Source organism: Acetobacterium sp. (genome assembly GCF_030652775.1).
GTDB lineage: Bacteria > Bacillota > Clostridia > Eubacteriales > Eubacteriaceae > Acetobacterium.
On the sequence record NZ_JAUSPS010000070.1, the window covers coordinates 1 to 26,147 of the forward strand.

17 protein-coding genes are annotated in these 26,147 nt (G+C 44.7%); 1 reads left to right on the plus strand and 16 read right to left on the minus strand.

Going from position 1 to position 26,147, the window contains the following annotated elements; translation table 11 throughout:
• The first annotated feature begins 153 nt into the window (after positions 1-153).
• Positions 154-3,324: a methyl-accepting chemotaxis protein gene (locus Q7J41_RS12100; protein ID WP_304888455.1), complete on the plus strand. Its 3,171-nt coding sequence runs from the start codon at positions 154-156 to the stop codon at positions 3,322-3,324.
• Between the two features lie 85 nt (positions 3,325-3,409).
• Here Q7J41_RS12100 and Q7J41_RS12105 read toward each other — a convergent pair whose 3' ends face one another.
• The 16 genes from Q7J41_RS12105 to Q7J41_RS12180 all read right to left on the minus strand — a co-directional run bounded on the left by Q7J41_RS12105 (position 3,410) and on the right by Q7J41_RS12180 (position 25,981).
• Entirely contained in the window at positions 3,410-4,699 is a 1,290-nt protein-coding gene (locus Q7J41_RS12105; protein WP_304888457.1) for a polymer-forming cytoskeletal protein, read from the minus strand.
• Positions 4,700-4,735: 36 nt separating this feature from the next.
• The gene (locus tag Q7J41_RS12110) at positions 4,736-5,122 is read right to left on the minus strand and encodes a hypothetical protein (protein WP_304888459.1); all 387 of its coding nucleotides are present in this window, start codon (positions 5,120-5,122) and stop codon (positions 4,736-4,738) included.
• 2 nt (positions 5,123-5,124) lie between these two features.
• Complete coding sequence (locus Q7J41_RS12115; protein ID WP_304888461.1) at positions 5,125-5,685, minus strand: RNA polymerase sigma factor; 561 nt, start codon at positions 5,683-5,685, stop codon at positions 5,125-5,127.
• A 154-nt stretch (positions 5,686-5,839) separates the two neighbouring features.
• Positions 5,840-6,385 (minus strand): hypothetical protein, encoded by a 546-nt coding sequence (locus tag Q7J41_RS12120; RefSeq protein WP_304888462.1) that lies wholly within the window; start codon positions 6,383-6,385, stop codon positions 5,840-5,842.
• Positions 6,386-6,433: 48 nt separating this feature from the next.
• Positions 6,434-7,048 carry a hypothetical protein gene (locus Q7J41_RS12125; protein ID WP_304888464.1) on the minus strand — a complete coding sequence of 205 codons (615 nt, stop codon included), beginning with the start codon at positions 7,046-7,048 and terminating at the stop codon, positions 6,434-6,436.
• 334 nt (positions 7,049-7,382) lie between these two features.
• Positions 7,383-8,054, minus strand: coding sequence for a hypothetical protein (locus tag Q7J41_RS12130; RefSeq protein ID WP_304888466.1), 672 nt, complete (start codon positions 8,052-8,054; stop codon positions 7,383-7,385).
• 114 nt (positions 8,055-8,168) lie between these two features.
• The gene (locus Q7J41_RS12135) at positions 8,169-11,336 is read right to left on the minus strand and encodes a hypothetical protein (RefSeq protein ID WP_304888467.1); all 3,168 of its coding nucleotides are present in this window, start codon (positions 11,334-11,336) and stop codon (positions 8,169-8,171) included.
• Positions 11,333-14,362: a glycosyltransferase family 2 protein gene (locus Q7J41_RS12140; RefSeq protein WP_304888469.1), complete on the minus strand. Its 3,030-nt coding sequence runs from the start codon at positions 14,360-14,362 to the stop codon at positions 11,333-11,335. Before Q7J41_RS12140 ends, Q7J41_RS12135 begins: the two co-directional genes overlap by 4 nt.
• Entirely contained in the window at positions 14,359-16,383 is a 2,025-nt protein-coding gene (locus tag Q7J41_RS12145) for a response regulator (RefSeq protein WP_304888471.1), read from the minus strand. Before Q7J41_RS12145 ends, Q7J41_RS12140 begins: the two co-directional genes overlap by 4 nt.
• 11 nt (positions 16,384-16,394) lie before the next feature.
• The gene (locus Q7J41_RS12150) at positions 16,395-17,006 is read right to left on the minus strand and encodes a glycoside hydrolase family 16 protein (RefSeq protein WP_304888472.1); all 612 of its coding nucleotides are present in this window, start codon (positions 17,004-17,006) and stop codon (positions 16,395-16,397) included.
• Positions 17,007-17,212: 206 nt separating this feature from the next.
• The gene (locus Q7J41_RS12155; RefSeq protein ID WP_304888474.1) at positions 17,213-17,386 is read right to left on the minus strand and encodes a hypothetical protein; all 174 of its coding nucleotides are present in this window, start codon (positions 17,384-17,386) and stop codon (positions 17,213-17,215) included.
• 169 nt (positions 17,387-17,555) lie between these two features.
• Positions 17,556-20,201: a cation-translocating P-type ATPase gene (locus Q7J41_RS12160; RefSeq protein ID WP_304888476.1), complete on the minus strand. Its 2,646-nt coding sequence runs from the start codon at positions 20,199-20,201 to the stop codon at positions 17,556-17,558.
• Between the two features lie 234 nt (positions 20,202-20,435).
• Entirely contained in the window at positions 20,436-22,337 is a 1,902-nt protein-coding gene (locus Q7J41_RS12165) for a lectin like domain-containing protein (RefSeq protein ID WP_304888478.1), read from the minus strand.
• A gap of 42 nt (positions 22,338-22,379) precedes the next feature.
• Positions 22,380-22,607 carry a hypothetical protein gene (locus Q7J41_RS12170; RefSeq protein ID WP_304888481.1) on the minus strand — a complete coding sequence of 76 codons (228 nt, stop codon included), beginning with the start codon at positions 22,605-22,607 and terminating at the stop codon, positions 22,380-22,382.
• A 211-nt stretch (positions 22,608-22,818) separates the two neighbouring features.
• Positions 22,819-24,717, minus strand: coding sequence for a phosphate/phosphite/phosphonate ABC transporter substrate-binding protein (phnD, locus tag Q7J41_RS12175; RefSeq protein WP_304888482.1), 1,899 nt, complete (start codon positions 24,715-24,717; stop codon positions 22,819-22,821).
• A 34-nt stretch (positions 24,718-24,751) separates the two neighbouring features.
• Positions 24,752-25,981, minus strand: coding sequence for an aminopeptidase (locus Q7J41_RS12180; RefSeq protein ID WP_304888484.1), 1,230 nt, complete (start codon positions 25,979-25,981; stop codon positions 24,752-24,754).
• Positions 25,982-26,147: the final 166 nt, after the last annotated feature.

Sequence of the window (26,147 nt, forward strand, 5' to 3'; positions counted from 1 at the left end):
GTTATTTATACTATTGATGATAATGTATTATACTATGATTAAATAAATGTTATGCATAGTGTAGGGTTACATCATGCTTTAAGCTTGTTTTTACCTGCGTTTTATCCAGTTCTATGTACCTTTATAGGCAGGTGGCTAAAAGGGAGTATCATCATGAAAAACGCACAAAGAAAAGAACATGAACTGAACACGGTAAAGATCCGATTATCGACCAAACTAATGGCTTTCACCACCCTGATTCTGGCAGCGGCGGTTCTCACCCTCGGGCTGATTGCCATCAATTTAGGAGCATCAGCCCTAACCAACGAAACCAGTATGCAGGAAGAGGCCTTTGCCACTGAGGGTGCTGGTCATATCGGTGCCGTCGTTTCCGGTAATCTCGGAAAACTTGATGAAATTGCCCTTCGAGCCCGAACTGCCACGATGGACTGGAATACCCAGGTCGCTTCCATATCCGTCGACGTGGAACGTTTGGGCTATCAGGATATCGCTGTCATGGATATGAATGGCAACGCCAGATATATCATCGGCGGTGGCGAATTCAAATCCGAAGGTGAGTTCTGGTACACTGATGGTTTTGCTGGGAAAACAGCCATATCCGACGTAACCATCAACAAGGTTACCAATGAACCGATCGTCGTTGAAGTTGCCCCCATTAAGAGTAACGGTCAGGTAGTGGGTCTTCTCGTCGGACGTCGAGACCCCACCTTTATGCAAGATGTCACTAATGCGATGGGTGATGGTGTCAGAAAATACGGGATGGTTATTAACGAAGATGGTGCCGTTATGGCTCACCCTAATGATCAACTGATATTGGATCAAACAAACGTCTTTAATGAAATCGAAGCCAACGGCCCATTGAAAGAGTTTGGATTGGCTATCCAGGAATTGGGTGTGGGACAGACCGGCAGCATTGCCTATAACTATCTTGGTGACACGAAGCTTGCCTACAATGCCCCGATTCCCGGAACCAACTGGACGCTCATCGTTATCAAATTTGAAGATGATGTCCTGGCCCCGATTAATAATTTAAGAAATGTCATCCTGATTACCTCCTTGCTGATTTTGTTGATCGGTGGTGTGGCTACCTATCTCCTGGCCAGAAGAATTTCAAAACCGATTATTTCGTTAAACCATATGATTAAAGATATGACTCAGGGACATCTGAGTGCCCGCCTGGAAGTGGCATCTAAAGACGAAGTCGGTGAAATGACGACTTCCATGAACCAGCTGGCTGATGATCTCCAGAATGTGGTTATCGCCACGATGAACCAGATTTCCAACGGCGATGTCTCCGCAAACATTGAGTTAAGGGATCCTCAGGATGAAATTGCGCCGGCGCTGAAACGTACCATTGAAACCATCCGCGGCTTAATTTCAGAAGCCACCATGCTTTCCCAGGCTGCCATCCATGGCCAATGGGAAACCCGGGGAGATGCCGAGGCATTTAACGGCGGTTTTAAAGAAATCGTTGAAGGCGTCAACGCTACCCTGGATACCGTGGTTGATAAGATGGTCTGGTACGAAGCCATCATCGACGCTGTTCCCTTCCCCATACACGTTACTGACAACGACATGAAGTGGACCTTTATGAATAAGCCTTTTGAAGATTTCATGATAACCAACGGGGTCATTAATGACCGTGATTCGGCCTGTGGCATGGATTGTTACAATGCCAATGCCGACATCTGTCGCACCGAAAACTGCGGGATCAGACGTCTGGTTGACCAGGGCTTAAGTGACAGCTATTTCGAATGGGTCGGCCGCAGCAATAAACAGGATACCGCCTATCTAAAAAACAAAAAAGGCGAAAATATTGGCTTCGTCGAAGTCGTTACTGATCTAACCCCGATTATCCGGGTTAGCGACTACACCAAAACCGAGGTTGCCCGACTGGGTGATAATTTGAATCGCTTATCCCAGGGCGATCTGGCCTTTGATTTAAATGTCAGCAAAGCCGATGAATACACAACTGAAGTCAGCACTCAATTCAATGCGATCCGGAACAGTCTAGAAATGGTGCAAACCTCCATTGATAATCTGATTAATGATGGCAACATGCTGGCTCAGGCTGGTATTGACGGAAAACTCGATTCCCGCGCCGATGCCAGCAAACACCAGGGCGACTTTGCTAAAATCATCAATGGTATTAATGCCACTCTGGACGCCGTCGTTGAACCAGTTCAGGAAGCCTCTGCGACCCTTAATGAGCTGGCCAAAGGCAATCTGAACACTGGGATGGTCGGAAACTACAACGGCGATTATACCCTCATCAAAGACTCTATGAACGAAACCATTGCCTTCCTGAAACAATATGTAAGTGAAATTACCAATACCCTGGAAGAAATGGGTAACGGCAACCTGGATCTGGAAATCACTGGCGATTATTTGGGCGATTTCCAGGCAATTAAAGCAGCCCTTAACGGAATTGCCGCCACCCTCAGTGAAACTATGGCTGAAATCAATGAAGCGGCCGGTCAGGTTGAAACTGGTGCCCGACAGATTTCTGATGGCGGACAGGCACTATCTCAGGGCACCACTGAACAGGCCAGCGCCATCGAGCAGCTTAACGCCTCGATTGAAGAAGTTGCCGGTGAAACAAAGAAAAATGCCACCAACGCCAATGAAGCCAATCAACGGGCTTTGGAAGTTCGAAACAATGCCGAGGTCGGTAATAATCAGATGAATAAGATGGTTTCGGCCATGGACCAAATCAATGAGTCCTCCCATAATATTTCAAAAATTATCAAGGTTATTGATGATATTGCCTTCCAGACCAATATTCTGGCTCTTAACGCCGCCGTAGAAGCCGCTCGAGCTGGCCAGCACGGCAAAGGCTTTGCCGTTGTTGCCGAAGAGGTTCGCTCCCTGGCTGCCCGCAGCGCCGAGGCCGCTAAAGAAACCACCGGATTAATTGAAGGTTCAATTGAGAGCGTCGATGTCGGAACCAAAATTGCCGACGAAACCTCTGACAGCTTAAAAGAGATCTTACGTGAAATCGAAAAGGTGACCGATCTGGTTGGTAACATTGCCCGAGCCTCCAACGATCAAGCCACCGAAATCGCCCAGATCACCCAGGGCATTGAACAGGTATCGACCGTCGTTCAGACTAACTCTGCCACGGCCGAGGAAAGTGCCGCTGCCAGCGAAGAACTGTCCGGCCAGGCTGAAATGCTCAAGCAGATGGTGGGTGCTTTCAAAATCAAGAAAAAAGGTTCTGCCCATCATGCCTCCTCCAAGCCTCCGGTTGAAAAACCGCTGAAGCAGGAAGCACCAACGCCACCCCGGATTGTCCTGGATGATATGGAGATGGATAAGTACTAGCCCAAGTATTTTTATTTGTATTTGCATTAAATAAAACAAAAAAACAGGCATCCGCAACGGAGCCTGTTTTTTTATTGCAAACTAATTATTTTGTAATATCTTCGTCATCAAGTTTGGTCACTTCAGCTGACTTCTCAATAACGATCGTGCCTTCTTCCATATCAATGATTTCATCAATCATTAAAAGCTCGTCATCGTATTCTTTACGTTCTTGTTTCAGTTTTTTATTGAACAGCACATTGTAACAAATGAAGCCCACGCCGACAACATATAAAAACAGGTACACAGCAAAATTAACAAATGGGATGTAGCCTAAAATGATCGCAGCCGCTGCGATGATTAAGATCGATACAAAAGAGCTGAGCAGCGGTTTCATTTTGTCATCAAAGAAGCGGGTCAACAGTTTAGACAAAACCACCGCCGCCACCGGCATCCCTAAAATGGACAAGGCGATGATCCCACAGGTCATTGCAAAGCCAAATGGTGCATAAATAACAAAAGAGACAATCAGCAACAGTGGTGAGATGAAGAAAAATCCTGCCCCTATTCCCAATGAAGCCAGTATGTGTTTTTTTGCCATTACTGTAGTATTGGCATTAAACTCTTTGGTCATAAAGGTTATCAATACCCAGATCACCAGAATAAATGCTAGCTTGGTGATAATCGACAAAAGAATGGAGCCAACTGTCGGTCCCTGATTTTCTTCAATCGATTGTTCTTTAGACACTTTTTCCCAGTTAATCTCAGGGGCGGTGGCGCCAGAGGCTACAACCGCCTGATTGGCACTGCGGTTATTGATTGGTCCGGTGACACGTGCGCTACCATTAATGCTCAGCTGATCCACGTCTGTTTCTACAAAACCGTTGATCGTGCCATTAATTGAGATATTGCCAGCGCCGGCCCGGAGATTTCGGCCCACGGTACCATCAATATTCGCATTGGCAGCGGCAATAAAGGCATCCCGGTTAATGTTGGCTGATTTGTTGATGGTCAGATCGGAACAGCCGGCGAAGACATCACGGGTCACCTCGCCATTGATAATCACCTGGTTGCCACCAGCATAGAGATTTCCGTTAATTTTACCGTTAACTGTTACCGTATTTGCAGCTGCAAATACGTCACCGTTATATTCCCCGTCCAGGGTGATGGTGTTTCCGGCAAAAAAGGTGGTCGTATCAAACACCGAGTTGGCGGTGATATTTGAACCGGCAAAGGCAAATTCCGCATTGGGAACCGATGCACCCTCAATAGTTACATTTCCCGCTGAATCTTCGTAAGGGCTGATATCGCTATTGGTTGCTCCAAAAGCCGAGGTAACAGTGAGAAGCAATACCATCACCATCATTAAAACCGACACACTAATTTTTTTAAACATTTTTTCTTTCTCCTTCAATTTTTTTATTTATTAAGCCTAACAGAAATGATTCTCATTTTTTAAATGATTAATCATCACGCCTGTTCCGACACAAATAACCACAGAAACCAAAAACGACATCATGTTCAGACTATTTTGGAGTTGTTGGGAATAGCGGATGACAATACCAGTAAAAACTGTAATGACAGTTGCATCCCCAGCTTGGGCAAATAAAATAAAGCGCATTACCATGACCGAAAAAGCAATCGACAAAATATAAAACAAGGCAAATAAATCTGAATTTTTGGCTTTTTCCAGACTAGCCTGATTGATCCGATTGATAATATCGATTTTTCTGCTGGTAAAAGGAATGGTATCGCCATAATTTTTTATATTGGTTTCATTAAAGCCCAGGCAGGACATCATTTTATCACATTCGTTCATCGTCACATTTCTCCTTCATATAGGTTTTTAAGCTTTTTGCAGGCTCGATTCAGCCGGGAAGACAGGGTTCCCATGGGAATATTTAAAAATTCGCAGATTTTCCTATAATCCCAGTCATAATAATACCGAAGGATCACCGCCCCTTTCAACTCATGGGGTAATTGATCCAGAGCTTTTTGAATCTCGCCAAAATCCAGGGAGTTGATGTTGTCATAACTCAGAGCCTCATCAGCGTAAAGACTTTCACCGTTTTCCTGATCGTCCAGATAAACCATGGTCTTGTTTTTTCGTAAAAGATCAAAGCTGGTATTATGGACAATTTTCAGAAACCAGTTCTTAAAACTGCTGTCCAGCCGATACTGTCTAATTTTTGTAAATGCCTTTAAAAAACTTTCCGCTACCACATCCTGTGCGTCAAATTCGTTTTTAAGAAGCGAATAGGCATAGACGTAGGCATAACGCTCGTACCGTTTTACGATGGGTTCAAAATAGCCGGAATTCCCGGTTGCGATATACTTCTTAATCAAGACGTCATCGGCCTCCTCTTCCTTATGTTCTTTCAACAAATTTCACCTCCGTTTTTTCTGCACATCTATATAACGGATGTACCCCGGGTTTTCTTCCCGAAAAAATAAATTAATTTGATAATTTTTAAAATTATTTCCTAACTCGCAAAAAAAAACACTGATTCACAACCAGTGCTTTTTTGCAATCTAGCTATTTCCAGAATTTAACGCTCTTGACTGTTCCCTGATGACCTAAAAAGGTAACATAGAATCCGGTTTGATCATCATTAAACCAGATCATCATGACAATTGGATTATTGGGATCAGCAGGATTGGCCATTTCAATAATTTCCGTTCCTTCCGACCCGAGTAGCGATTTAACCTCATCATAAGGCATCCCTTCGGTGATGCTTGTCATTTGAGCTTCTGTAACACTGGCGTCGCTGAGCCCCATGATCTTGCTGTCATCACCGTGATACAATATTTTGGACATTACCATATTGCTTGCATCGTAACTGATCTGAACGCCAAATTTGGTTTGGGCATCCGTATAAATATAGGTTCCATCCTTCTCTTCGGGTTTTACACCTAATGTTGACTCAACTTGACTCTTTTCCATGCCCAATTGAACCTGGCTGTAAAAATGATCCGGGTTATTCACTGCTTCATTCTTTGTCCCTGTGCAGCCGGAAGTCATAACCAGCATAGCGAGGATCAAAAGCACTGGGAACACTAATAATTTCCTTCTTTTTAACATGGTTTTCATCTCCTTTCTCAGAACTACGAATACAAGCAATCCACATTTTTAAAATAGACTGTCTTTGAATTCAGCAGCCAGCACCGTATCGGTGTCAGCATCAAAGGTCACCACGAGGATCGAACCATCGGTATTGATCCAGGCCAGAGCATAAGCTTCCTTGTTAGCGCCACTGGGGATAGCCATTCTTAGCATCTCCACCCCGACCCCAGTCAGAGCTTTCTTAACGTTACTGCGGGTCATCCCATTAGTAATTTTGGATCCCTGTTCTTTCGTGACAGTGGCGTTGCTCAGTTCAATGAGTTCCCGAGCCCCGGTGGTGGGAACCAGTACCTTGAGCGTCACCAGATCCTTGGCATTGAAGAATACATTAACTGCATAGCCAGTTTCCGGATCCAAATATACATATGAACCCTCTGGCGATGTATTCCCCGTCGCTCCCAACGATTTTTCAATATCCGCCTTTTTGTCATTGATTCGAATCTGGTTGTAAAGATCAAAAATCACATTGTCGGATACGTCATCCTGTTGTGAATCACTGCCGCTTGCATTTTTTGAGCCCGTAGATTGATCCCCGCCTGATGAGCAACCTGAAGCTATTACCGCCAAGCTAAGGATCAGTCCCAGAATTAACAGAACCCCGATCATCTTCTTTTTATTCATTAAGTGTTACCTTCCCTTTCATTCCCAAATTCAATCCGCATTGCAAGTTAAACCATCATTTCAAAAAACATTTGTATTAGCGTTTTAATAATATTCTACTGTCGAAACGGTTCCTTTCTTTCCGACAAATGAAATGAACTATTTCTCCTTTTTCTAGTTTGACTTTCTTGCTTATTTTTTACCCCAAAATCTCGATTTAAATCAAACTTGGATATTATAAATATCATCGTAATTGTACCCTAATCGCTGCATTTAAACTTATTATCTATATAAAAAACAGGAGTAAAAGCACTTCTTTACTCCTGCCTGCTATTATAAAAACGATTAAATGCGCTTATTTTTTATTTAGAAAATTAAAAATCTCATCTAGTAGATCCTCCACCGTATGAAGAACCTTATCTTTATCCTGATTCGTTATCACAGCAAACAATTTTTCAATATCCACATCGCCATAGTTATCCTTTAATCGTTTATTTAAATAGGCATTCATAAAACCATCAACGACACTTCTGAGTATTTTAATATTTTTTTCAAGCGTTTTAACCAGATTTGCTGCTTCACCATGATTGATCATAAAATCAAGCTGCATAATATTCATCAAGTAAGGCGAACTGTGAAAGGTCAGCCATTCTCTAACCTGCTGGTTGAATCCTTGCTGATCTTCAATTATTTTCGAAAGCTTCTCATGGGTCAAATCTTTAAAATCAATGTTATCCAACAGCAATAACTTGAAATCAATGGTTAGTTTTCTGGCATTGTTCCAAATCTCCGCAATGAGTCGTCTTCGCTCAGTAGCATATCCCACCACCGCAACGATGAGGCTGACCAGAGAACCGGTGAAAATACCAAATAAAAAGGCATTGTAATTATCCATGTTATTAAGGATATGGTCTTTCATCGGACCATTTAGCATATTTGGAATCACATCGTCAATGGCGAAAATGGCCACGGCGGACAAAACCGTCAGGATCAGGGTCACAATGGTACTATACTTAAATGTTTTCATCTTCTTTTCCTCAAGCTCCCATCATTTTTTATCATTATCGCAAAAACTTTCTTCGCTGTAAACGATTCGACCCAAAAATCGCCTGCCGCTCCTTTTTCATTGTATCTGGAATAACTATTTGGTTTCCAGCTCCTTAAAATACTCACTAATAATCGCATAGCTATCTTTGAGCCGTTCTTTGTAGGTGGGGACATCCCAGCTTTCCCAGCTAAAGGCCTTCTGATTGGTAAGACCAATACTGGCAATCGTCTGGTTGCTGTCCCGTTTCACTAGCACGCCGCTAGCCAGAATGCCTTCGGTTATCACCGTCTGGAGCTCGTTGGTGGTAGGATTCGGGATGATCCGGGAATCATCCACCACCCGCATCGTCGAGGGATCAGTGACGTTAATCCGGGTCCAGGGAATCCGAATTGAGATGGTTTTGCCTGAAATCTGGACCTGATGATGAGAATTGTTCTCCAGGCTGCCAAACGATAACTGGCTTAAATCCTGAATCACGGCTGGAATTGTGGCGCCGTCTTTGGTGACGGTTTCTTTATTGGTCAGCATTGACATGGTGAAAAATAAGCCGGTTTGTGAAGCGACAGAGCTGTGATTGCCGGTGCTGTTGTTATATCCCGGCTGTACCAGTAAAAGGCCTTCATTGCTACCATTGATTTCAATGATATACTCCAACCCCGAGCCGGCCTCCGTGTCAAGTTCTGTTGTGTACTTCATATTGCCGCGATCGCGGTCGTAGGTATCCAGACCGATGATCAGTTGTTCCCGGGAAAAATCAACCAGCCGCTCCAGATCCAGATCAATATACAGATAGGTTTCGTCTGCCGCCAGCGCCATTTTTGAGATGACGCCCTGATCCTCAATGATATAGGGCAACGATCGTGGCCCATCTGATTCCATGGCATAAATACCATAGTTCTGTTCCGGATCCACAGCGTTATGCCACAAAGGATTGCGATCATAGGGGATGATATAGGGTTCGGTGATCCAGGTCTTCTTGGCCCACTCGTCGGTCCATTCAAAGATGATACCACCGGCATAGCCCTCTTGCTCGATGGCCTTCATCATCCGGACGATGCCAGTTCCCTGGGCTTCTTCGGTCAGGCCGCCGTGGTTATAGCCATCGGGATTTTCATGGGCATTACCGGAGCCGGTGGCCAGACCAAATTCTGCCACAATGGCCGGATATTTCTGATGACCGGCGATAAACTCCTGCAGGTAGCCACCATAGCGGAAGCTGCCAGCTGTATCGGTGTAAGCGGCATAGCTGGTCTCATTGTTCATAAAATCCGGATAGTTGGGATAAATATGATAAGCGCCAAAGAACCCGGACTGGAGTTTATCCCGGGTCGAAATATGGTTGATATCGACGGAAACCTTATCGTTGTACTGCTTGCTTTTATCCCCGGTTTCATTCCATTCGGAATCGTGCTCAGTTGGATCCAGGGTCGGCCAGCTGACAATCCCCACCGGATGCTGCCACTTGTAGGTATCTTCTTCGTATTGCAGCACGTAATCACAACTCATCGCCAGCCAGGCCTCCGTGGGGCTGGCATTGGTTTCGGTATAAAGGTAATTGCCATTAAAGACAAATCCGGCATTTTTTTCGTTGGTGCTGATCACTTCTTCCGGTTCCATTTCCCGACCCACTAGATAGCCGACAATGTAAGGCGAAACATCGGCGGTATAGTAGCCATAAGCCCGCCCCTGGCGCGGGGCAATATTAGCTTGGCCATGGATGGCGTCGATATCCATTTTTATTTCGGCTTGATAGGTGTTATTATAATCAGCGCCCAGGTAATTATGATCGGCCGGATTCTCTTCCGGCCATATTTCCTGATATAGCCAGAGTTTAGTGTCCGGATGTTCTTCATTGTAAAAAACCAGCGCCGAGTAAAACTGCGGCGGCAACAGCGTATAAACCCTGATGGTATTGGCATTCATCGCACCAATATGTTCAAACCATTTAAGGTACAGGGCTTCATCATAGGAGAATTCGGTAAACCATTTTCCCGGAACGGAGGAACCGATATTGACCCCTTTGGCATAAAAATCTTCCCAGGTGCCATCGACTAAAACCTGAAAACCGGTGCCGGATGTGCGAGCTTCCATCTGGGTACCTGCAATCACTTGCTCGGCCGCTGAAATTTCCGGTTTTATCTTTATCTCATTGATAATCTGCTGCATCAGCGGTACATAACAGCCCCAATAAAATTTAGTGTCAGCATTGGGGTTAGCCACCGAAAATAATTGCTTAATCTTAGCAAATCCGGCATAATTCCAGAGCGTTCCCGAAAAATCCCTCTGGGCAAAATCACCGGCAAAATAATAGGCCGTATATTGGGAATTAATCGATCGGGTAATCCCAGCATAGTCGGTGCCCAGACCAAACTCGGCCAGCGCTGTTTTTCCCGCTTCACTGACATCCAGATGCAGTGTTGCGAGGGTTTCGGATGAGGCGTCAGGTTTGACCAGATCAAACCATTGCTGAAAAGGAAAACCGCCGTTGATAGCGAATTCATCCTGATAGGCCTCATTAAAAGACAGACTGACTGCGTCTTTATTCAGCGCTTCTTTGTCTTTTAACACCAGTACTTGATCCTGATTTGACACCAGCACTAGACCGCCGCCCCGGTATTCCCAGGCTTTGCCGGTCTGTTTTTCATAATTGTTGACGATAATTTCGGGAATTTCAACGTCTTTTTTTAGATCGGTAAAATACTTCCCGCTCCAACCGGTAAAGGAAACCCGAAAAATATCCTGAAGTCCCTGCTGACTGTCGGCATCCCAGATATCAAACTCGCCGATGATGGTGTTACCACCACCCAGATTGTTTTTAATACTGGTCAGATCCGCTTCACTGAGATCGCCTACCAGCGGTTTCTGGGCAACGCCAGCGTAAATGTCATCGCTAGCCACGCCGTTAAAATCGCTGCGATAAACCCCATCGGTATCAGCCAGATAAATAAGTTGCGGCATTTCTTGAGTTTGGGGAATTTCCCGGACCTGATAATCCTGGTCCGATTTTGGGAAAACCCCATAATAATCGCTGTCGTAACGCAAGGGATTGCCGGTGCTTTCAAGAACGACTTTTTCACTGTTCAAAGCCCACATCAAGCCCTTGTGTTCTTTGTAGGAAGGGTTCGGCACGGTTTTGTCCACCACCCAGACATTCAAAGATGTTGAGGCCTGATTGTTCCAGATTAAAAACGGCAACACTAATACACCAAATAAAACCACCGCAATCCCAATACTCCATAAAACCACCGATTTTATCTTCATGATGCCACCTCGTCGACTTTTCCGGAAAATCCCTTACGGTCAGCCTTCTGCCAGCCAACCGGTTTTCTGAACATGTTGATATAGCCACCGAAGCGCCAGAGACTGAAAAATTGCCTAACCCCAAAGTTCTCAATAATGGCATAAAAAACCAGAATCCATAGTTCTTTTCGGGAAAAATTCTGACCATTTTTTTCGGAAATTAGCAAAGAAGACACCGAAACCAGGATGCCCATCAGAACCATAGAAATGAACAGGATAATTGCAATTTCAGCATTGAAGATCCCCAGAAATACCGACAATAAAACCATCAGATATCCCTGGATCTCAAAAAGCGGACCCAGCATCTCAAAAATATAAAAATAGGGCATGGCGATGATACCAATCCGGCCATAGCTGGGGTTGAACATCATTTTCCGGTGAAAGGTCAAAATTTCAATCAAACCACGATGCCAGCGGTAGCGCTGTTTTTTGAGAGTTTTGATATCCTCGGGAACCTCGGTCCAGCAATTAGCATTATAGGCATAGAGAATCCGAAAGGGGCGTTTGTCTTCTTTCATCTGCCTGCTGATCCGCACCACAAGTTCCATATCTTCACCTACTGTATCGGTTTTGTATTTACCGCTGCTGGTAAGGTAGCCGCCCACATTGATGAGCCGTTCTTTGCGAAAAAGGCCAAAGGCGCCGGAAATAATCAGCAAACAGTTAAAATAAGACCAGCCCAACCGCCCCGACATAAAGGAGCGGATGTATTCAATGGTTTGAAACCGAGCCAGCTTGTTTTCTGCCAGGCCTTTTTGGGCGATCTGTCCGCAATCAATGGTACAGCCATTGATCGGCAGAACATTTCCCCCCAGAGCGGGTGTTTCGGTTTCTTCATCCAGGGTTAATGATGCCAGCTTTATCAGAGCGTCATCTTCCAGCAACGAATCAGCATCAATACCGCAGACGTATTCCTTTTTGGCAATGTTGATCCCGACGTTAAGCGAATCCGCTTTGCCACCGTTATTCTTATCGACGACAATCAGCTGCGGCCGTGAGCGGTTCAAATAGACTCCCCGAACCGGCTTGGTGCTGAGTCGGCTGTTATATAGATAATCGACTCGTTTCAGATCATAGTAGCGAATCAGGGTATTCAGCGTCTGATCTTTTGAACCATCATTGACGATAATCAGTTCATACTCCGGATACTTAAGATTCAGAAGCGAATTGGCGCTTTCGATGATGGTTTTTGCCTCGTTGTATGCCGGAGCGATAATGGAAATGGAAGGCAACATTCGTTTTTTGAAAAGCAGAGACATATCCTTGATATTCCATAGCCGTTCCTGCCTGACCACGCTGATGTAGGAAAACAGCAACAGGATCAGATAGATCAGATTAACTGCCATGGCATAATAGGCAATGTAATAATTAAAATCCATGACAAAAAGCTCAAGCTGATCAACAAAGGGCATCACAAAAAAGATATGCCAATGACGAATGGCGTAAATTACCGGGATAATCAGCCCGCTACCCAATAACAAAGCAAGTAACCTCCGGGTCATTTTTTCATTCCGTTTAACTGGTTCGCTTTCAGTTGATTCAGCAATTTGGATCAGACCGCATTTTTTAACTAACCGCTCATTTAAATACCGGGCAAAGTCGTTTTCCAGCTCCCTGGTCTGGTATATCGCTGCTTTGATAATGGCAATCAGTTCATTTTCAATATTGATGTCCTTGTTTTTATTGAGAAAGTCAATGACTTCACTGGTTTTTCCCAACAGAATGATTTCACTGATGATTTTTTTGGCATCGTCATTGTTCTTTCCGTTAAGTTTCATAATAAAATACTCGATTCGCAAAGATAAAATAGTCGCCAGGTCTTTTTTGACCCGTTGATCAGTTTCCTTTAGAAAGGCTGAAACAACTTGATTGAAATAGACATGATTCTTTTCAATCATTGTTGAAATGCCATTGATGGCACCTCTGGCGGTGTCTTCCTCCCTGAGAAAACCCAGCAATTTATCCAATTTTTCAGTTGATTTAAAATTTGCCAGGGCCCGCATGGCCGCATTTCTGATCTCCATAGCATCAGCATAAAGATATTGATCCTGGTCCAGAACCTTCGGGTAATATTCCGCAACAATATCGCAGGCTTTGATAACCAGTTGGTGATGGGCTGCTCCGCTGTTCACACTCACCGGTAGTAGTTCATAGCGCCGGCAAGAAAAATCGGCCGCCACATCACCCTCGTAACGACAATTCATGCGGCTGCCCTCCAGCAAGGGACTGCTGTTGACACAATTGATGCATTGCCGAACACCAGCTTTACCATAGAGGCTTTCCAAATATTTTATGGTTTCTTGCCGGGTATCAATGAGTTGAATCAGGTAGTTTCTCAACTCTTCGGAAAAATAAACAGAAGCAAAATCGACAATCAATTCCTGGTACTCAATCCGCTGACTATTAATGATTTCAGGTAAAAAACGGTGAAAGTCTTCACCAAAATCAGCAATCAGCATATTCACCTTATTGCGGTAAAAACGACTCTCATTTAAAAGTGAATTGGTGAGTACGGGCAGTGATTCTTTTTTGCCGATATCTGTCAAACCGTTGGCAATGTAAAGTTTTAAGGTGCTGTTTGTTTCTTTTTTCAGAGATTCCTCCAGCGCCAGACGGGCCTTTTCGGTGCCGAGGACGCCTAAATACAAGGCTGTTTCAGACTTTTTGGTAATACTTCGGGATTTTAATCCTTTCAGCGATTTTTTTTCAAAACTGTCTATGTCAATGGAACTGGCAATGTTTTTTTTGAGCTGTTGATCGTATCGCACCGATTGGCTAACTTGGTAATAGTTGGCGATCTCCATAGGCTCATAGGCATCTGCTTGATTTCCGGAGGCCGCATTCACCAGTTCTTCTTTTTGATGTTCGGCAAAGATCAGACTCTTATCACTTTCCCCTCTGCCCCTGATCAGGCGCACAATAATTACCAGATCGGCGATCAATATCAAAATCCCAATGATGATCCAGATTTCAAATATTTCTATCATCGAAGCGACTCTCCCTTAATTTTATTCTGAATGACCCCCATTAATTCCGAAAGCATAAACGGTTTTTTAAAATAATGCTCCACCCCCAAACTGGATGCCCGGAGAACAGACTCATCATTTTTTAGATAGGACAAATAAATAAAGGGAATTTTGCTGGTATTGGAATCCGCCAGCATTTCTTCCCGAAACAGAAAACCATCCATTTTAGGAATCATCACCTCTGAAATAATCAGCAGCGGGTTTTTATCCCTTGCGATTTGTACCGCTGTCTGACCGTCAATGGCAGTAATCACTCGATAATTAATATTTTCAAGGGCGGTTTTTAATACGTCCACCGAAATTTCATCCGCATCTGCAATCAGGATTTTGCCAATATCATCCTGGTATTCATTGATCGAGGATTGACTACAGACAATATCTCTGCCCATATTTCTGGCGATCTTAGCTCGCATGACGGCAACATTATAAAATGCCTCATCCAATTTACCATGGTATTCCGCTTTCTCTCGGATCTCGCCGAGCCAGGCCAGACCGATGGAAGCTGTCACTTTTTCTATGAATTTTTCCGATGAGGCAATGCTATTTCTGATTTTTTCAGCAAAATCCAAGGCCGCTTCATTTGTCGTCTGGGGAATATAACAGGCAAAAGTAAATCCCTGCAGCTTAAACAATACCTCATTCCCCTCTTTTAATTCCTCTAAAATAAATACCACGTTCCGCTGAATCTCTTCCACCTCGTCATGCCCATACAAATATTCAATCCGTTCAATGTTATCCAGACTGATAATGACCAAGCCCGGATTTTGTTCAGAAAAATCGTTCAAAATGCTGTTGATCTCACTGGCCAGATAGTTCTTAAAAAAACTATAATTATACAAACCGGTGATGGCACAACGAATCAGTTTGTTCTGTGATTCCAAAATACTGGACTCCAACCGGCTATTGATTTCTTTTAACAGCCGATTTTGCTCGGTGAGACTGGAAGCTTCATCTTCGGCCTTTTTGATATGGCTTTCAAAAACTTCCGGCATCGGAATATCATATTCTTTGGATAAGGTTTCCGTTAAGGGTTCAATGACGATCAGCCATGTTATCCCTTTTATTACCAGAATCCGTTCAAATATCATATTCCACAACTCATTGCCGGTAACATTGTAGTCAGTGATATTCATATTTTCGTCCAAAGTTAATGCCATATCTGTTACCACCTCCCGAACCGATTCCTGATTGAAAATTGACCCCAACCGTTTCAGAACCGCCGAGCAGATGCCCATATAGCCCCCGGACTTGGCCAGATCCCGTTTAATCGGGTTAAGTAGCGTACCACATTCCAGATCTCTTAAAGCTTTAATATAAGAAATGATATTTCCCTTGATGATGGATCCATGCTGGGGAACAATCATGACGATATCCATCGCCAGAAACGTTTCCATCACCGGTCGGAGAATGCTGTTGGATGGCATATAGTGTTCATGAAATGTTTTCATTTTTTCCAGATAGTCGTCTTGGGCGTAGAGATTCCATTCATAGGAAAATGCTCCGAAGAGATCGCTCGAAAAGAGGATTTTGGTCTGGTAATCATAGGTGGTAAAAGCGCCCGGGAAATGAAGATAGGGGGTCAGAACAAAACCCAGAATCCGTCCGGATGTCAGGGTAAGTTTAAACTCATTTTCATTGATGATATAATAATCCGATTTGATGCCATAATACTTGACCAGGGTTTGGGTCCGCCAATGCGTGACCACTTCGAACTTTGCCCCGGCTTTTTCAAAAAGTGGAACGGCCGAACACAAATCTGGATCCTGATGATGAAGAATCACATATTTGATTTTCTCCAGGGCGATGAGACTGCAGACATTTTCATAGACATCCTCAAAATCCAGCACCGAACCGGGATCAATGAGTACTCCTTGATCGCCATCCACAATTAAATAAGGATTACAATGTAATCCGCCATCCTGGGCACAGCCCCCGACCCAATATATTCCTGTTGCTATTTCTGCTGTTCGAGATGTTGTCATTTCTTCTCCTCCTAATATCGAATCCAATCAACTAATAAAAACTGATCTGCTGGTGGCGGGGTACCCTCCAGCCAGTTAGGGTACCAGCTATTGACCATCAGCTGCATCGGTTGCCCAACTGGAAATCCCTCTTGCCATTCCATTATCAACTTATTGTCCACATAAAAAACCAGCTGGTCGGCAGTATAATCAAAGCGATAAGTGTGAAAATCAGCGGTGGGATCAAAGCCCAGCTCTCCGACATACTCGTTTTTCACTGCGCCGTCAGCATAGGTGGTCAGTAACAACTTGCCTTCTGTACTATTGTGTATTTCAATGTCGATTTCATAAAAATAATCCGGTGCAGCATAAAGAAAAAAACCAGTGATGGATGAAGGTGCCTCCGGCAATTTCATGCGGGTTTCATAGCTGCCATAGGTCGACGATTCCTGTTTAATGAATTCCCCACCCTCCAGGGTATTGGCTGGCATCTTGATATTAAGGTATCCATCCTTGACTTCAACATTTGTGGGACTTAACCGACTTCGCCCCAGCGTTTTGTTGGATACCGCCCAGATCCCTTCATCAAGGTTATCAAAATTATCTCGAGATGACTGGTTTACCCAATCGATATATTCCATCATACCAATAAGCAAGCATCCCAAAACTATCATCAGAATGAGCAACGACCTCTTCATATCGCAGTTTCCTTTCCCGGCAAATATTAAACGCATTGGGCCTACGTCGCAATTAAATAGATTTAATGTAAATATCATCTCTATTTTATCAGTATTCTATCCATTTCTCCAGGCTTATTTTAGAATAATCGGTACTCTGACCCCTTGAAACTTTAAGGTCTGATGCCCCCCCAAAAGGGATAGTAATTAATGAATCTGTCGGTCTGTTTTTTAAGACCGGGGACCAGGCCATCATGATCAATCGCAATTTGATTGATAAAGCCCTTTCCACAGGGATTGACATAAGCGACTTCGACAATTACCAGGAAAATTAATGTAAGGTCCAATTTTGATTTTTCTCTCCGTCATTTTTAGTTGGCTCTGATATTTCTGATTCTAACCTTTTTATACCCAACTGTAATGGTTTTAAAGGAGGCTTTTATATATTTACAGATAAAAAAAGGCATCTGCACAATAATGCCCAGATGCCCAAAGATTTAATTCGATGATTTCGAATTATTTAACTTCATATTTTCTTTGAAAGAATTTTACGATTTCAACAATTGGTATCACGACCACAGCAAGACCCATGGCGGCAAAATATTCAGTCAGACTGATGGGTTCAAATTCAAATGCGGCGGCAATGGCGGGGATGAAAATAACTGCCGTTGTCAGCACTAAAGAAGCGGCCATCGCCAGGAACAAGAATTTATTCTGGTGCTGCATCTTAAAGATCGACTGACGTCGGCTACGCATATTCAGTGAGTGGAACATTTCGGCCATCGACAGGGTTAAAAATGCCATCGTCATGCCATCGGCACTTTCGGCAATTTCCCAGACTCCGGCTTCCATATAGTGGCCGACAAAATAAGCGATAATGGTCACCATCGCCACCATAACGCCCTGCCAGATCACATCGACCCCCAGACCGCGGGAGAAAATACCTTCTTTAGCTTCGCGGGGCGGATTCTTCATCGTGTCGGCTTCTTCACCTTCCATTCCTAGCGCAATGGCTGGGAAGGAGTCGGTGATCAGGTTGATCCAGAGTAAATGCACCGGTTTCAGGATGGTGAAGCCTAACAGAGTAGCAACAAAGATAGCGATAACTTCCGCCAGATTGGACGACAGCAGGAACTGAATGGCCTTGCGGATATTGTCATAAATACGGCGACCTTCCTCCACTGCATTGACAATTGTGGCAAAATTATCATCTGCCAGTACCATATCAGCGACATTTTTAGTCACATCCGTACCAGTTATCCCCATTCCAACCCCAATATCGGCGGTTTTAATTGACGGCGCATCGTTGACGCCGTCGCCGGTCATCGCCACGATCATTCCCTGATTCTGCCAAGCTTTGACAATTCGTACCTTATGCTCCGGTTGAACCCGGGCATACACCGAATAGCTGCCAATGTCTATTTTAAACTGTTCTTCACTGATCTCATCCAATTGCGCCCCAGTGATGGCTTCTTTGGGATCGCTAATGATCCCCAATTGTTTGGCAATAGCAATGGCGGTATCTTTGTGATCTCCAGTGATCATCACCGGACGGATGCCGGCCGACTTGCATTGGCTAATAGCACCCTTGACTTCCGGACGGATCGGATCGATCATGCCGGTTAACCCGACGAAGCACAGCTGATGCTCCAGATAGTCTGGTGCCTGGTCTTCCGGCATGGTATCCCAGATGCGGAAGGCACTGGCCAGCACTCTAAGAGCCTGGCCTGCCAGGCGCTTATTTTCCTGCTTGATCGCTTCGCAAATGGCATCCGTAATCGGTAATTGGGCGTTGCCATCCCAGTAGGTGGTACAGCGGGAGATGAGCACATCCGGGGCTCCTTTAACATACTGGGTAAAACTGCCGTCTGCCATTTTGTGAATGGTACTCATCAGTTTTCGGCCGGAGTCAAAGGGTGCTTCCCCAACCCGTGGTGTTTGGGCTTCCATATCACTCTTTCTCAAACCCAGCGAAAAACCGTAATTGACCAGAGCGGCCTCCGTGGGTTCTCCTTCAGCCTTGTTTTCTTCATTCAAACGGGCATCATTACACAGCGCCATGGTTCGGCCCAACAACGGTTCATCAAAACCGAAATGATCCACCACTGTCATCTTGTTCTGGGTCAGAGTTCCGGTTTTATCGGAACAGATCACCTGGGTACAACCCAGGGTTTCAACGGCGGTCAGTTTACGGATTACTGCTTTTTCTTTGGCCATATTGGTTACGCCAATCGAAAGAACAATGGTGACCACTGCGGCCAGACCTTCGGGAATGGCGGCAACCGCCAGCGATACCGCCACCATAAAGGTATTTAATACGCCAATTCCGGTAATTCCTTCACCCAGATATAAGCGCACCAGGCTCAGAGCAAAGATGAAAATACAGATTCCCAGCACCAGCCAGCTTAACACCTTACTTAACTGATTAAGCTTGATCTGTAGCGGTGTCGCATGTTCTTTGGCCTGGGTAATGGCGTCGGCAATCTTACCCATTTCGGTTTTCATGCCGGTGGCCACAACCGTTGCTGAACCCCGGCCATATACCACGGCACTGCCCATGTAGACCATGTTCTTGCGATCACCCAGGGAAATGTCTTTTTGATCCCCCAGATTAAGTGCACAAATCACTTTACCGACCGGGACACTTTCTCCGGTCAGAGCCGCTTCTTCAATTTTTAGGCTGGCGCTCTCCAGCAGCCTGGCGTCCGCTGGTACTGAATCTCCAGCTTCCAGCAAGATTACATCCCCAACTACCAGGTCTTCAGTTTTGATTTCCTGAATTTTGCCATCCCGCATCACCCGGGAGGTGGCTGCGGAAATGGCCTGAAGCGCTTCGATAGCTTTTTCAGCCTTGCTTTCCTGATAAACACCTAACACTGAATTGATAATGACCACCGCCATAATGATGATCACATCCGCAAATGATTCGCCTGAATAGGCCGCAGTAATTCCCGAAATAATGGCAGCTGCAATCAGGATCACAATCATCGGATCTTTTAATTGATTCAGCAGTCGCACCGCCACTGAATCTTTCCTGGCTTCGTCCAGTTTGTTTTTGCCGTTTTCTTCCAGCCTCTTGCTGGCCTCGGCCTGGGAGATCCCTTCTCTCCCGGAGTTTAACTCCTTTAGAACTTCTTCCGAAGTCTGCAAATACGTCTTCATCCAATCCTCCTTTAAGAATAATTTTTGGCATAAAAAAACCAGATGCCTCTGCACCTGGAAAAAATAACCCAAGTACAGAAAAACTGTACATGAGTCTCACTCATTAAGATAAGCCAGGTATTCCTACCATGCATGTTGACTTATCACGCAAATCGCGCAAATTACTCCCTCATAACTGCTTCATTTTACCCCGGCGCATTATCTTTGTCAAGATAATGCGCCGGATTTTTTATGTTAATTGTTTTCAAGATATGGTTGTGCCGTGGGTCCAGGTGCCGTTGAGCCTTTTGGCAGTAGCTGAATCTCGATCGCTTCCAAGCGGTAACCAAATCCGGCGGTACCTGCTTCAGCCCCATTTTGGGCCCAATCCATCCAGCCGATATTTTCGGCATGGACCCGGTAATACACGTCGAACTGGTCGGCATCAGTACCGGTTAACTGGATTTTAATGGCTTCCAATCGCAACGATTCTCCCGTCGTTCCACTCATGACACCATTGCTACGATAATCCAGCCAGCCCTGGTTTTGTACATGGGAGCGATATTCAATACCCAGATCATAGCCACTGGTATCCATTTTTATTTCAATCCCTTCCAGCCGCAAGGATTCCCCGAAGGTACCGCTGATCCCGCCGTTGCTAAGCCAATTCTGCCAGCCCTGATCCTGGACATGGGTACGGTAGAGACAATTGGCAAAGGTATCCCGACTTTGGGTAAAGGCTTTGATACATACATTACTGTTATCTTTTTTAGAGGTATCATACCAACCGCCAGTTCCCGTGTTGCTGGTAAAACTCTCTCCGGGGTTGGCGCTGGCAGCACTGCTGTATTCGGCAACCAGGCTTTCAACCGGCACTGACTCATTGGTTCCCGGCGTTCTGAATTTGATAACTACTGCAAACTTCTGACCGGCCACCAGCCCCACCGGATTGTCGAGATCGATGGTATAATAACCACCGCACTCGAAGGTTGCGGTCTGAGTGGTTCTCAAGGTGCCGCTGTTTGGCTTGCCATCATTGACATCGGTATAGACCGTGATCTCAGCCGTTGTTCCGGGGGTTAATGCATAGGTACTCACTGCAGTCAGATTATCGCTAGCCGCTGCCGTATAAATGTTGGCTCCCCAGGCGGTGTTGTCCCCATCCGGATATCCCATCGCCGAGATGTTACCCAATGGATCATACTGATAAATCTGACTGTAATTATCAGTGGCTTGGGCATTGTGAAAGGCTGTCACATTGCTGCCGGCATAGCTATCATAATAAGACATGTAGAAGTAACCACCGTCACCCCAGTCAGATCCCCAGCTATTACGGATAATCCAGGCGCCATCGCCATCAGGTTTTTTATTAAAATTGTTGCGGCTGTAATTGTCATCCCAGCCGACAATCACGACATCGTGATCGGGTTTTTCTTCGCCATCATAGAAAAAAGCGGCGTTGTTACTATTATAATATTCTTCGCCGTCCAATGGTACCGAATACATCGAGGTGTAAAGCGCCCCGCCATCCATCAGAGCCTGCTTGATGGCCGATGGTAAGTTGGGGATCGAAACTACTTCCTGAACATGATAAATAGGCAATAGTCCAGTTTTTTTTGGGGTGTCATAGGGGTCACTGCTTTCACTGACCGGACCACTCCACCGCGCCAGATAAGCAGTGGCCATGGTATAGTTCCCCCCCTCATCAGGGGTCCCATCAAAACCGCTATTCCACATCAGGTTGTTTTCTGACAGATCGACCGTTGTGTCTTTTTTAAGATAGGATTCCATCGAAGCCAGGCTGGCAAAGGCCCAGCAGCTGCCATAATCACCCTGGTTGCGGATGTCTGTAATTCGTCCTGTGACCCGGAGATCGTAGGTAATCGGGAGCGTTGCGGACGAAGCTATTGTGGTATCGCCCGTTTCTTCATTGCGTTGCAATGGTGGGGGGATGTACCCCCGGGAATGTCCATCGATCGTGGCACTATTAACTGTTCCCGAATTGTTGTCATTCAAGTATTGGACAAAAGCCGGGTTTAAGGGCGCCGCTGTCGGCTCAGTGATTTCTTCCAAAGCCCAGGCACTGCCCGGGATCAAAACAGTCAGCATTAAGCTGACAAACAGCAATGACAGTGATTTTTTGAAATTATTTTCCATTTTCGCTCCTTTTCTCTTCATTTGACCTTTTCTTTATGTTGTTTACTCCGCTGATTCTCCAGTTCCCGGATTCTTTCCAGATTCGATTTTATCAAGCAAACCGTTGAATTTTTCGGTAAGGGTGTCAACGTTGGTCTTCAATTCGTCATCTCCCGGGGTACAGTTCCCGGGGAAGCCGTAGATCCGACCGCTACCCACTTCTTTCAATAAAAAAAGAATCTCAGCGATTTCCTGGGCGAATTTATTTCTGATATCTGTAACTTTAGCCATTATTTCCTCCTGATAACTATTTTTTAGTGTTATTTAGACACTAATAAAAAAGTAATTTTAGCCACTCTGATCAAAAAAACAACCGCCGGATTTAACGGCGGTCATCTTTTTCTGATCAAAAACCAGTGTTTTAATAATCATTGTGATCATGATAAACCTCCCATTATTCTATTCTAGGAAGTTATACCCCATAATCCAGTTTTTTAACATTCTACATAACTTCCCGGATCACATCGTATTTAGCATCATCACTTTCCACAAAGCCTTCCACGGGGGATTTGATATTTGGCGCTTTCACATACTCTACAAATGCCTGTCTTAAAAGATCCGAAAACTCTTTTGGCAATTTCAGATTTACGGCAATCGCATCCTTGGGAATGTCCGGGGTTTTCGAAATGATCCGGAACTCATCCAGGTTAACGCCGCTTTTTTGTGCCTCTTCCAAGGCTTCGCTATAAGTGGCTCCAGCATCATATTCCCGCGATAGTACCGCTTTAATTACACTGTCATGGCTGCCCAGATAGGAAGTCTTACTGAAAATCGTTTTGGGATTCAGGCCATCGGATTTAATACTATGCTGGGCATAGAGATATCCCGAGGCGCTGCCTTCATCCACATAAGCAAAGCTGCGGCCTTTTAATCCACTTAAACTGCTGATACCACTGTCTTTTCGAGTGATAATGCAACCATTATAAGACACCTTTCCATAAACTTTTGGGGTTACCAATGGTTCGATACCGATTTTTTCATGAGCATTAACATAGGCAAAAGGTGAGAACCAGGCCACATCAATGATGCCTTCCTTCATGCCTTCACTCAGAGCATCATAATCCTTGACGATCATGGTACGCACCTTATAGCCGATTTTTTTGAAAACCGCATTTAAGATCGGCACGTACATGGTTTTAATGTTTTCCGGCGAGGTAAAGGGATTGACCCCAAAAATAATTTCATTCTTATTTTTATTCTTGGCAGTGAGTTTCTGAACATTGCTGGCCATCTCTGAAAGCTTGGTACAGTAATTCAACAATTCAATATTCTTTGACTTCTGCGTCACAATGGTGCTGATCGTATTGGTGGTTACCCGGTGAGTGGTATCCACCGCATCGGACACCTTGGCGATCGAGGACTGGATACCATGAGAGGTATTTACTTGGAGACTGGAAATCTCTTTGATTTCATTCATGGAGTGGTTTAACTCAATCAAAACTTTCTGTATTTCTTCGATGACATCCCCGGATTTCTGGGCAGCATTTTCAATATCTCTGGTTCGGATGGTACACCGTTCAATGGATTTATTGGAACGATCGACTTCCACAATCACCTGATTGACAATCTGTTCGATTTCGGTGGCAAAGGTAGCGGTGCTGTCAGATAGCCTTTTAATTTCTTCTGCCACTACAGAAAATCCTTTACCAGCGGCTCCGGCCCGGGCAGCCTCAATGCTGGCATTCAGAGCCAGAAGATTGGTCTGCCGGGAAATATCCTTGATATAATCGACAAACTTGCTGATCTGTTTGGACGAGCCGTCCAATTCGGTATTAATACCAGAGGCCTGTTTCACCCCATCAATCAGATCCAGCAGCAGATCGGAGATGCTTTCGATGGTGGATCGATTCTCGTTAAGCATATCAACCGAATGACTGGAGTTCTCTTCGATTCTGACAATATTCCCCTGAAGCTTGTTGGATACCTGGGTGAAATTATTAATTTCCGAATTGATCTCATAGGTGCTGGCGGCATTTTCCTCACTGAGTTTAGCAATTTCATCAGCTTGGGCGACGATGGTGTTAAAGACTTTGACATTTTCTTCGGAAAACCAGCTCAGCTTTTTAATATCAAAGTCCATTGTCTCCAGCAGTGAAAAAAGCTCGCTGTTGACATTATCCTTTTCCTCGTCTTCGATGGGTGCTTCTTTTTCTGCCATGGCGGTGAGCAGATTTAAAATGCTGTTGATCGTGGCTTTGTTTTCATTTAATATTTCCACTGACTGAGCCGAGCTTTCTTCCAGGGTCATGATATTTCTTTTTAGCTCGTCTGAGGTTTGAACAATGGTTTTGACCTCCTGGTGGATACTATCCAAATTGATTTCATTTTTAATTTCTTCCATGATCTGTCTCCGTTCTCAAATTTATAATGACATTTTACGCCCAGTTTCCTTCTTTAAAAATACATCTTTCCTGACCATCTTTGGTAATGCCGGTGATTTCCAAATCTTTGGTACCGATCATAAAATCCACATGCGTATCCGATTGATTGCCACCAGCGGCAATCAGTTCTTCTTTGGTCATCTTGCCGCCATCCCGGATATTGGTCGGATAACATTCTCCCAGGGCAAAATGGCAGGCAGCATTTTCATCAAACAGGGTATCGTAGAAAAGAATCCCGGTATTAGAAATCGGTGAATCGTAGGGAACCAGTGCCACTTCTCCCAACCGCCTCGATCCCTCGTCGGTTTCAATCAGGATTTTGAGGTATTCCTCACCTTTTTCCGCCTGATAGTCAGTTACCTTGCCGTCATGAAAGGTCAGGCTGAAATTCTCGATCAGGTTTCCCTGATAGGAAAGAGGTAGCGCTGAAACCAATGTACCTTCAGCCCGGTAACAGTCTGGAGCGGTAAAGATCTCTTCGGTGGGCATGTTGGCAAAAAAATAAACCTGATCCGGGGTAAACTCGCCGCCGCCTTCCCAAATATGATCTTTTTGAAGTCCCACAGTAAAATCAGTGCCGATGCTGTTTTTGTAGCGAAGGGTGTCAAAATGAGCATCATTAAGGATTCGGCATTTTTCGGAAAGCCTGGCTTTGTGGTCATTCCAGGCTTTGACAGCGTCGCCTTCGCCAATGCGCACAGCATCAAAGATGGCATCCCAGAGCTTTACAATCGCTTCCTGTTCATAAAGCTCAGGAAATACCTTCATTGCCCATTTGGCCTCAGGGACAGCCGCCACACACCACTGAAATTCGCTGTTCATCATTTTTTTGTAATAAGGCTCAAATGCTTTAGCCGAGGCTTTGCTGCTGGTTTGCAACTTCTCACTGGCCACCCCTTTATAGGCCTCTGGATCGTTGCCGACAATGGAAATCACCGCCGCTTTCTGTTGGGCATAATAGTTCCGGGATTCGGCCAGCCAATTAGGGATGTTCCGCAAAACATCCAGGCTCACGTTATCAAAACGGAGTCGGCTGGTTTTGATATCGTTCCAGAAGACGATTACATCTCTAGCTCCAGCTTTGTATGCCTCAGCAACGATCATTCGTCCAAATTCAAAATTTTCAACCGAACAATTCACAACCGTCAATTGATCCTTTTGCACATTTGCCCCAGTTCGGACAACGAGTCGGGCATATTCCCTTAATTTTTCCATATGATCCATTTGTGTTTCCTCTTTTTCTTTTGTATCGTTACAAAATCCGACATTTTTTTGTAAAATTATTATTTTTATTTTTTTGCGCACTTATGATAAAAATTATATCACTTTCATCAAATAAAGAAACAAGAAAAATTTGCCAAAAGCACTTTATCTTAATTTCAACTGGGAA

Bases quoted from the DNA above. Each gene is read 5' to 3' on its own strand.
- Q7J41_RS12100 (WP_304888455.1), top strand. From the start codon at position 154: ATGAAAAACGCACAAAGAAAAGAACATGAACTGAACACGGTAAAGATC.
- Q7J41_RS12105 (WP_304888457.1), bottom strand. From the start codon at position 4,699: ATGTTTAAAAAAATTAGTGTGTCGGTTTTAATGATGGTGATGGTATTG.
- Q7J41_RS12110 (WP_304888459.1), bottom strand. From the start codon at position 5,122: ATGAACGAATGTGATAAAATGATGTCCTGCCTGGGCTTTAATGAAACC.
- Q7J41_RS12120 (WP_304888462.1), bottom strand. From the start codon at position 6,385: ATGTTAAAAAGAAGGAAATTATTAGTGTTCCCAGTGCTTTTGATCCTC.
- Q7J41_RS12125 (WP_304888464.1), bottom strand. From the start codon at position 7,048: ATGAATAAAAAGAAGATGATCGGGGTTCTGTTAATTCTGGGACTGATC.
- Q7J41_RS12130 (WP_304888466.1), bottom strand. From the start codon at position 8,054: ATGAAAACATTTAAGTATAGTACCATTGTGACCCTGATCCTGACGGTT.
- Q7J41_RS12135 (WP_304888467.1), bottom strand. From the start codon at position 11,336: ATGAAGATAAAATCGGTGGTTTTATGGAGTATTGGGATTGCGGTGGTT.
- Q7J41_RS12140 (WP_304888469.1), bottom strand. From the start codon at position 14,362: ATGATAGAAATATTTGAAATCTGGATCATCATTGGGATTTTGATATTG.
- Q7J41_RS12145 (WP_304888471.1), bottom strand. From the start codon at position 16,383: ATGACAACATCTCGAACAGCAGAAATAGCAACAGGAATATATTGGGTC.
- Q7J41_RS12150 (WP_304888472.1), bottom strand. From the start codon at position 17,006: ATGATGGAATATATCGATTGGGTAAACCAGTCATCTCGAGATAATTTT.
- Q7J41_RS12160 (WP_304888476.1), bottom strand. From the start codon at position 20,201: ATGAAGACGTATTTGCAGACTTCGGAAGAAGTTCTAAAGGAGTTAAAC.
- Q7J41_RS12165 (WP_304888478.1), bottom strand. From the start codon at position 22,337: ATGGAAAATAATTTCAAAAAATCACTGTCATTGCTGTTTGTCAGCTTA.
- Q7J41_RS12170 (WP_304888481.1), bottom strand. From the start codon at position 22,607: ATGGCTAAAGTTACAGATATCAGAAATAAATTCGCCCAGGAAATCGCT.
- phnD (WP_304888482.1), bottom strand. From the start codon at position 24,717: ATGGAAGAAATTAAAAATGAAATCAATTTGGATAGTATCCACCAGGAG.
- Q7J41_RS12180 (WP_304888484.1), bottom strand. From the start codon at position 25,981: ATGGATCATATGGAAAAATTAAGGGAATATGCCCGACTCGTTGTCCGA.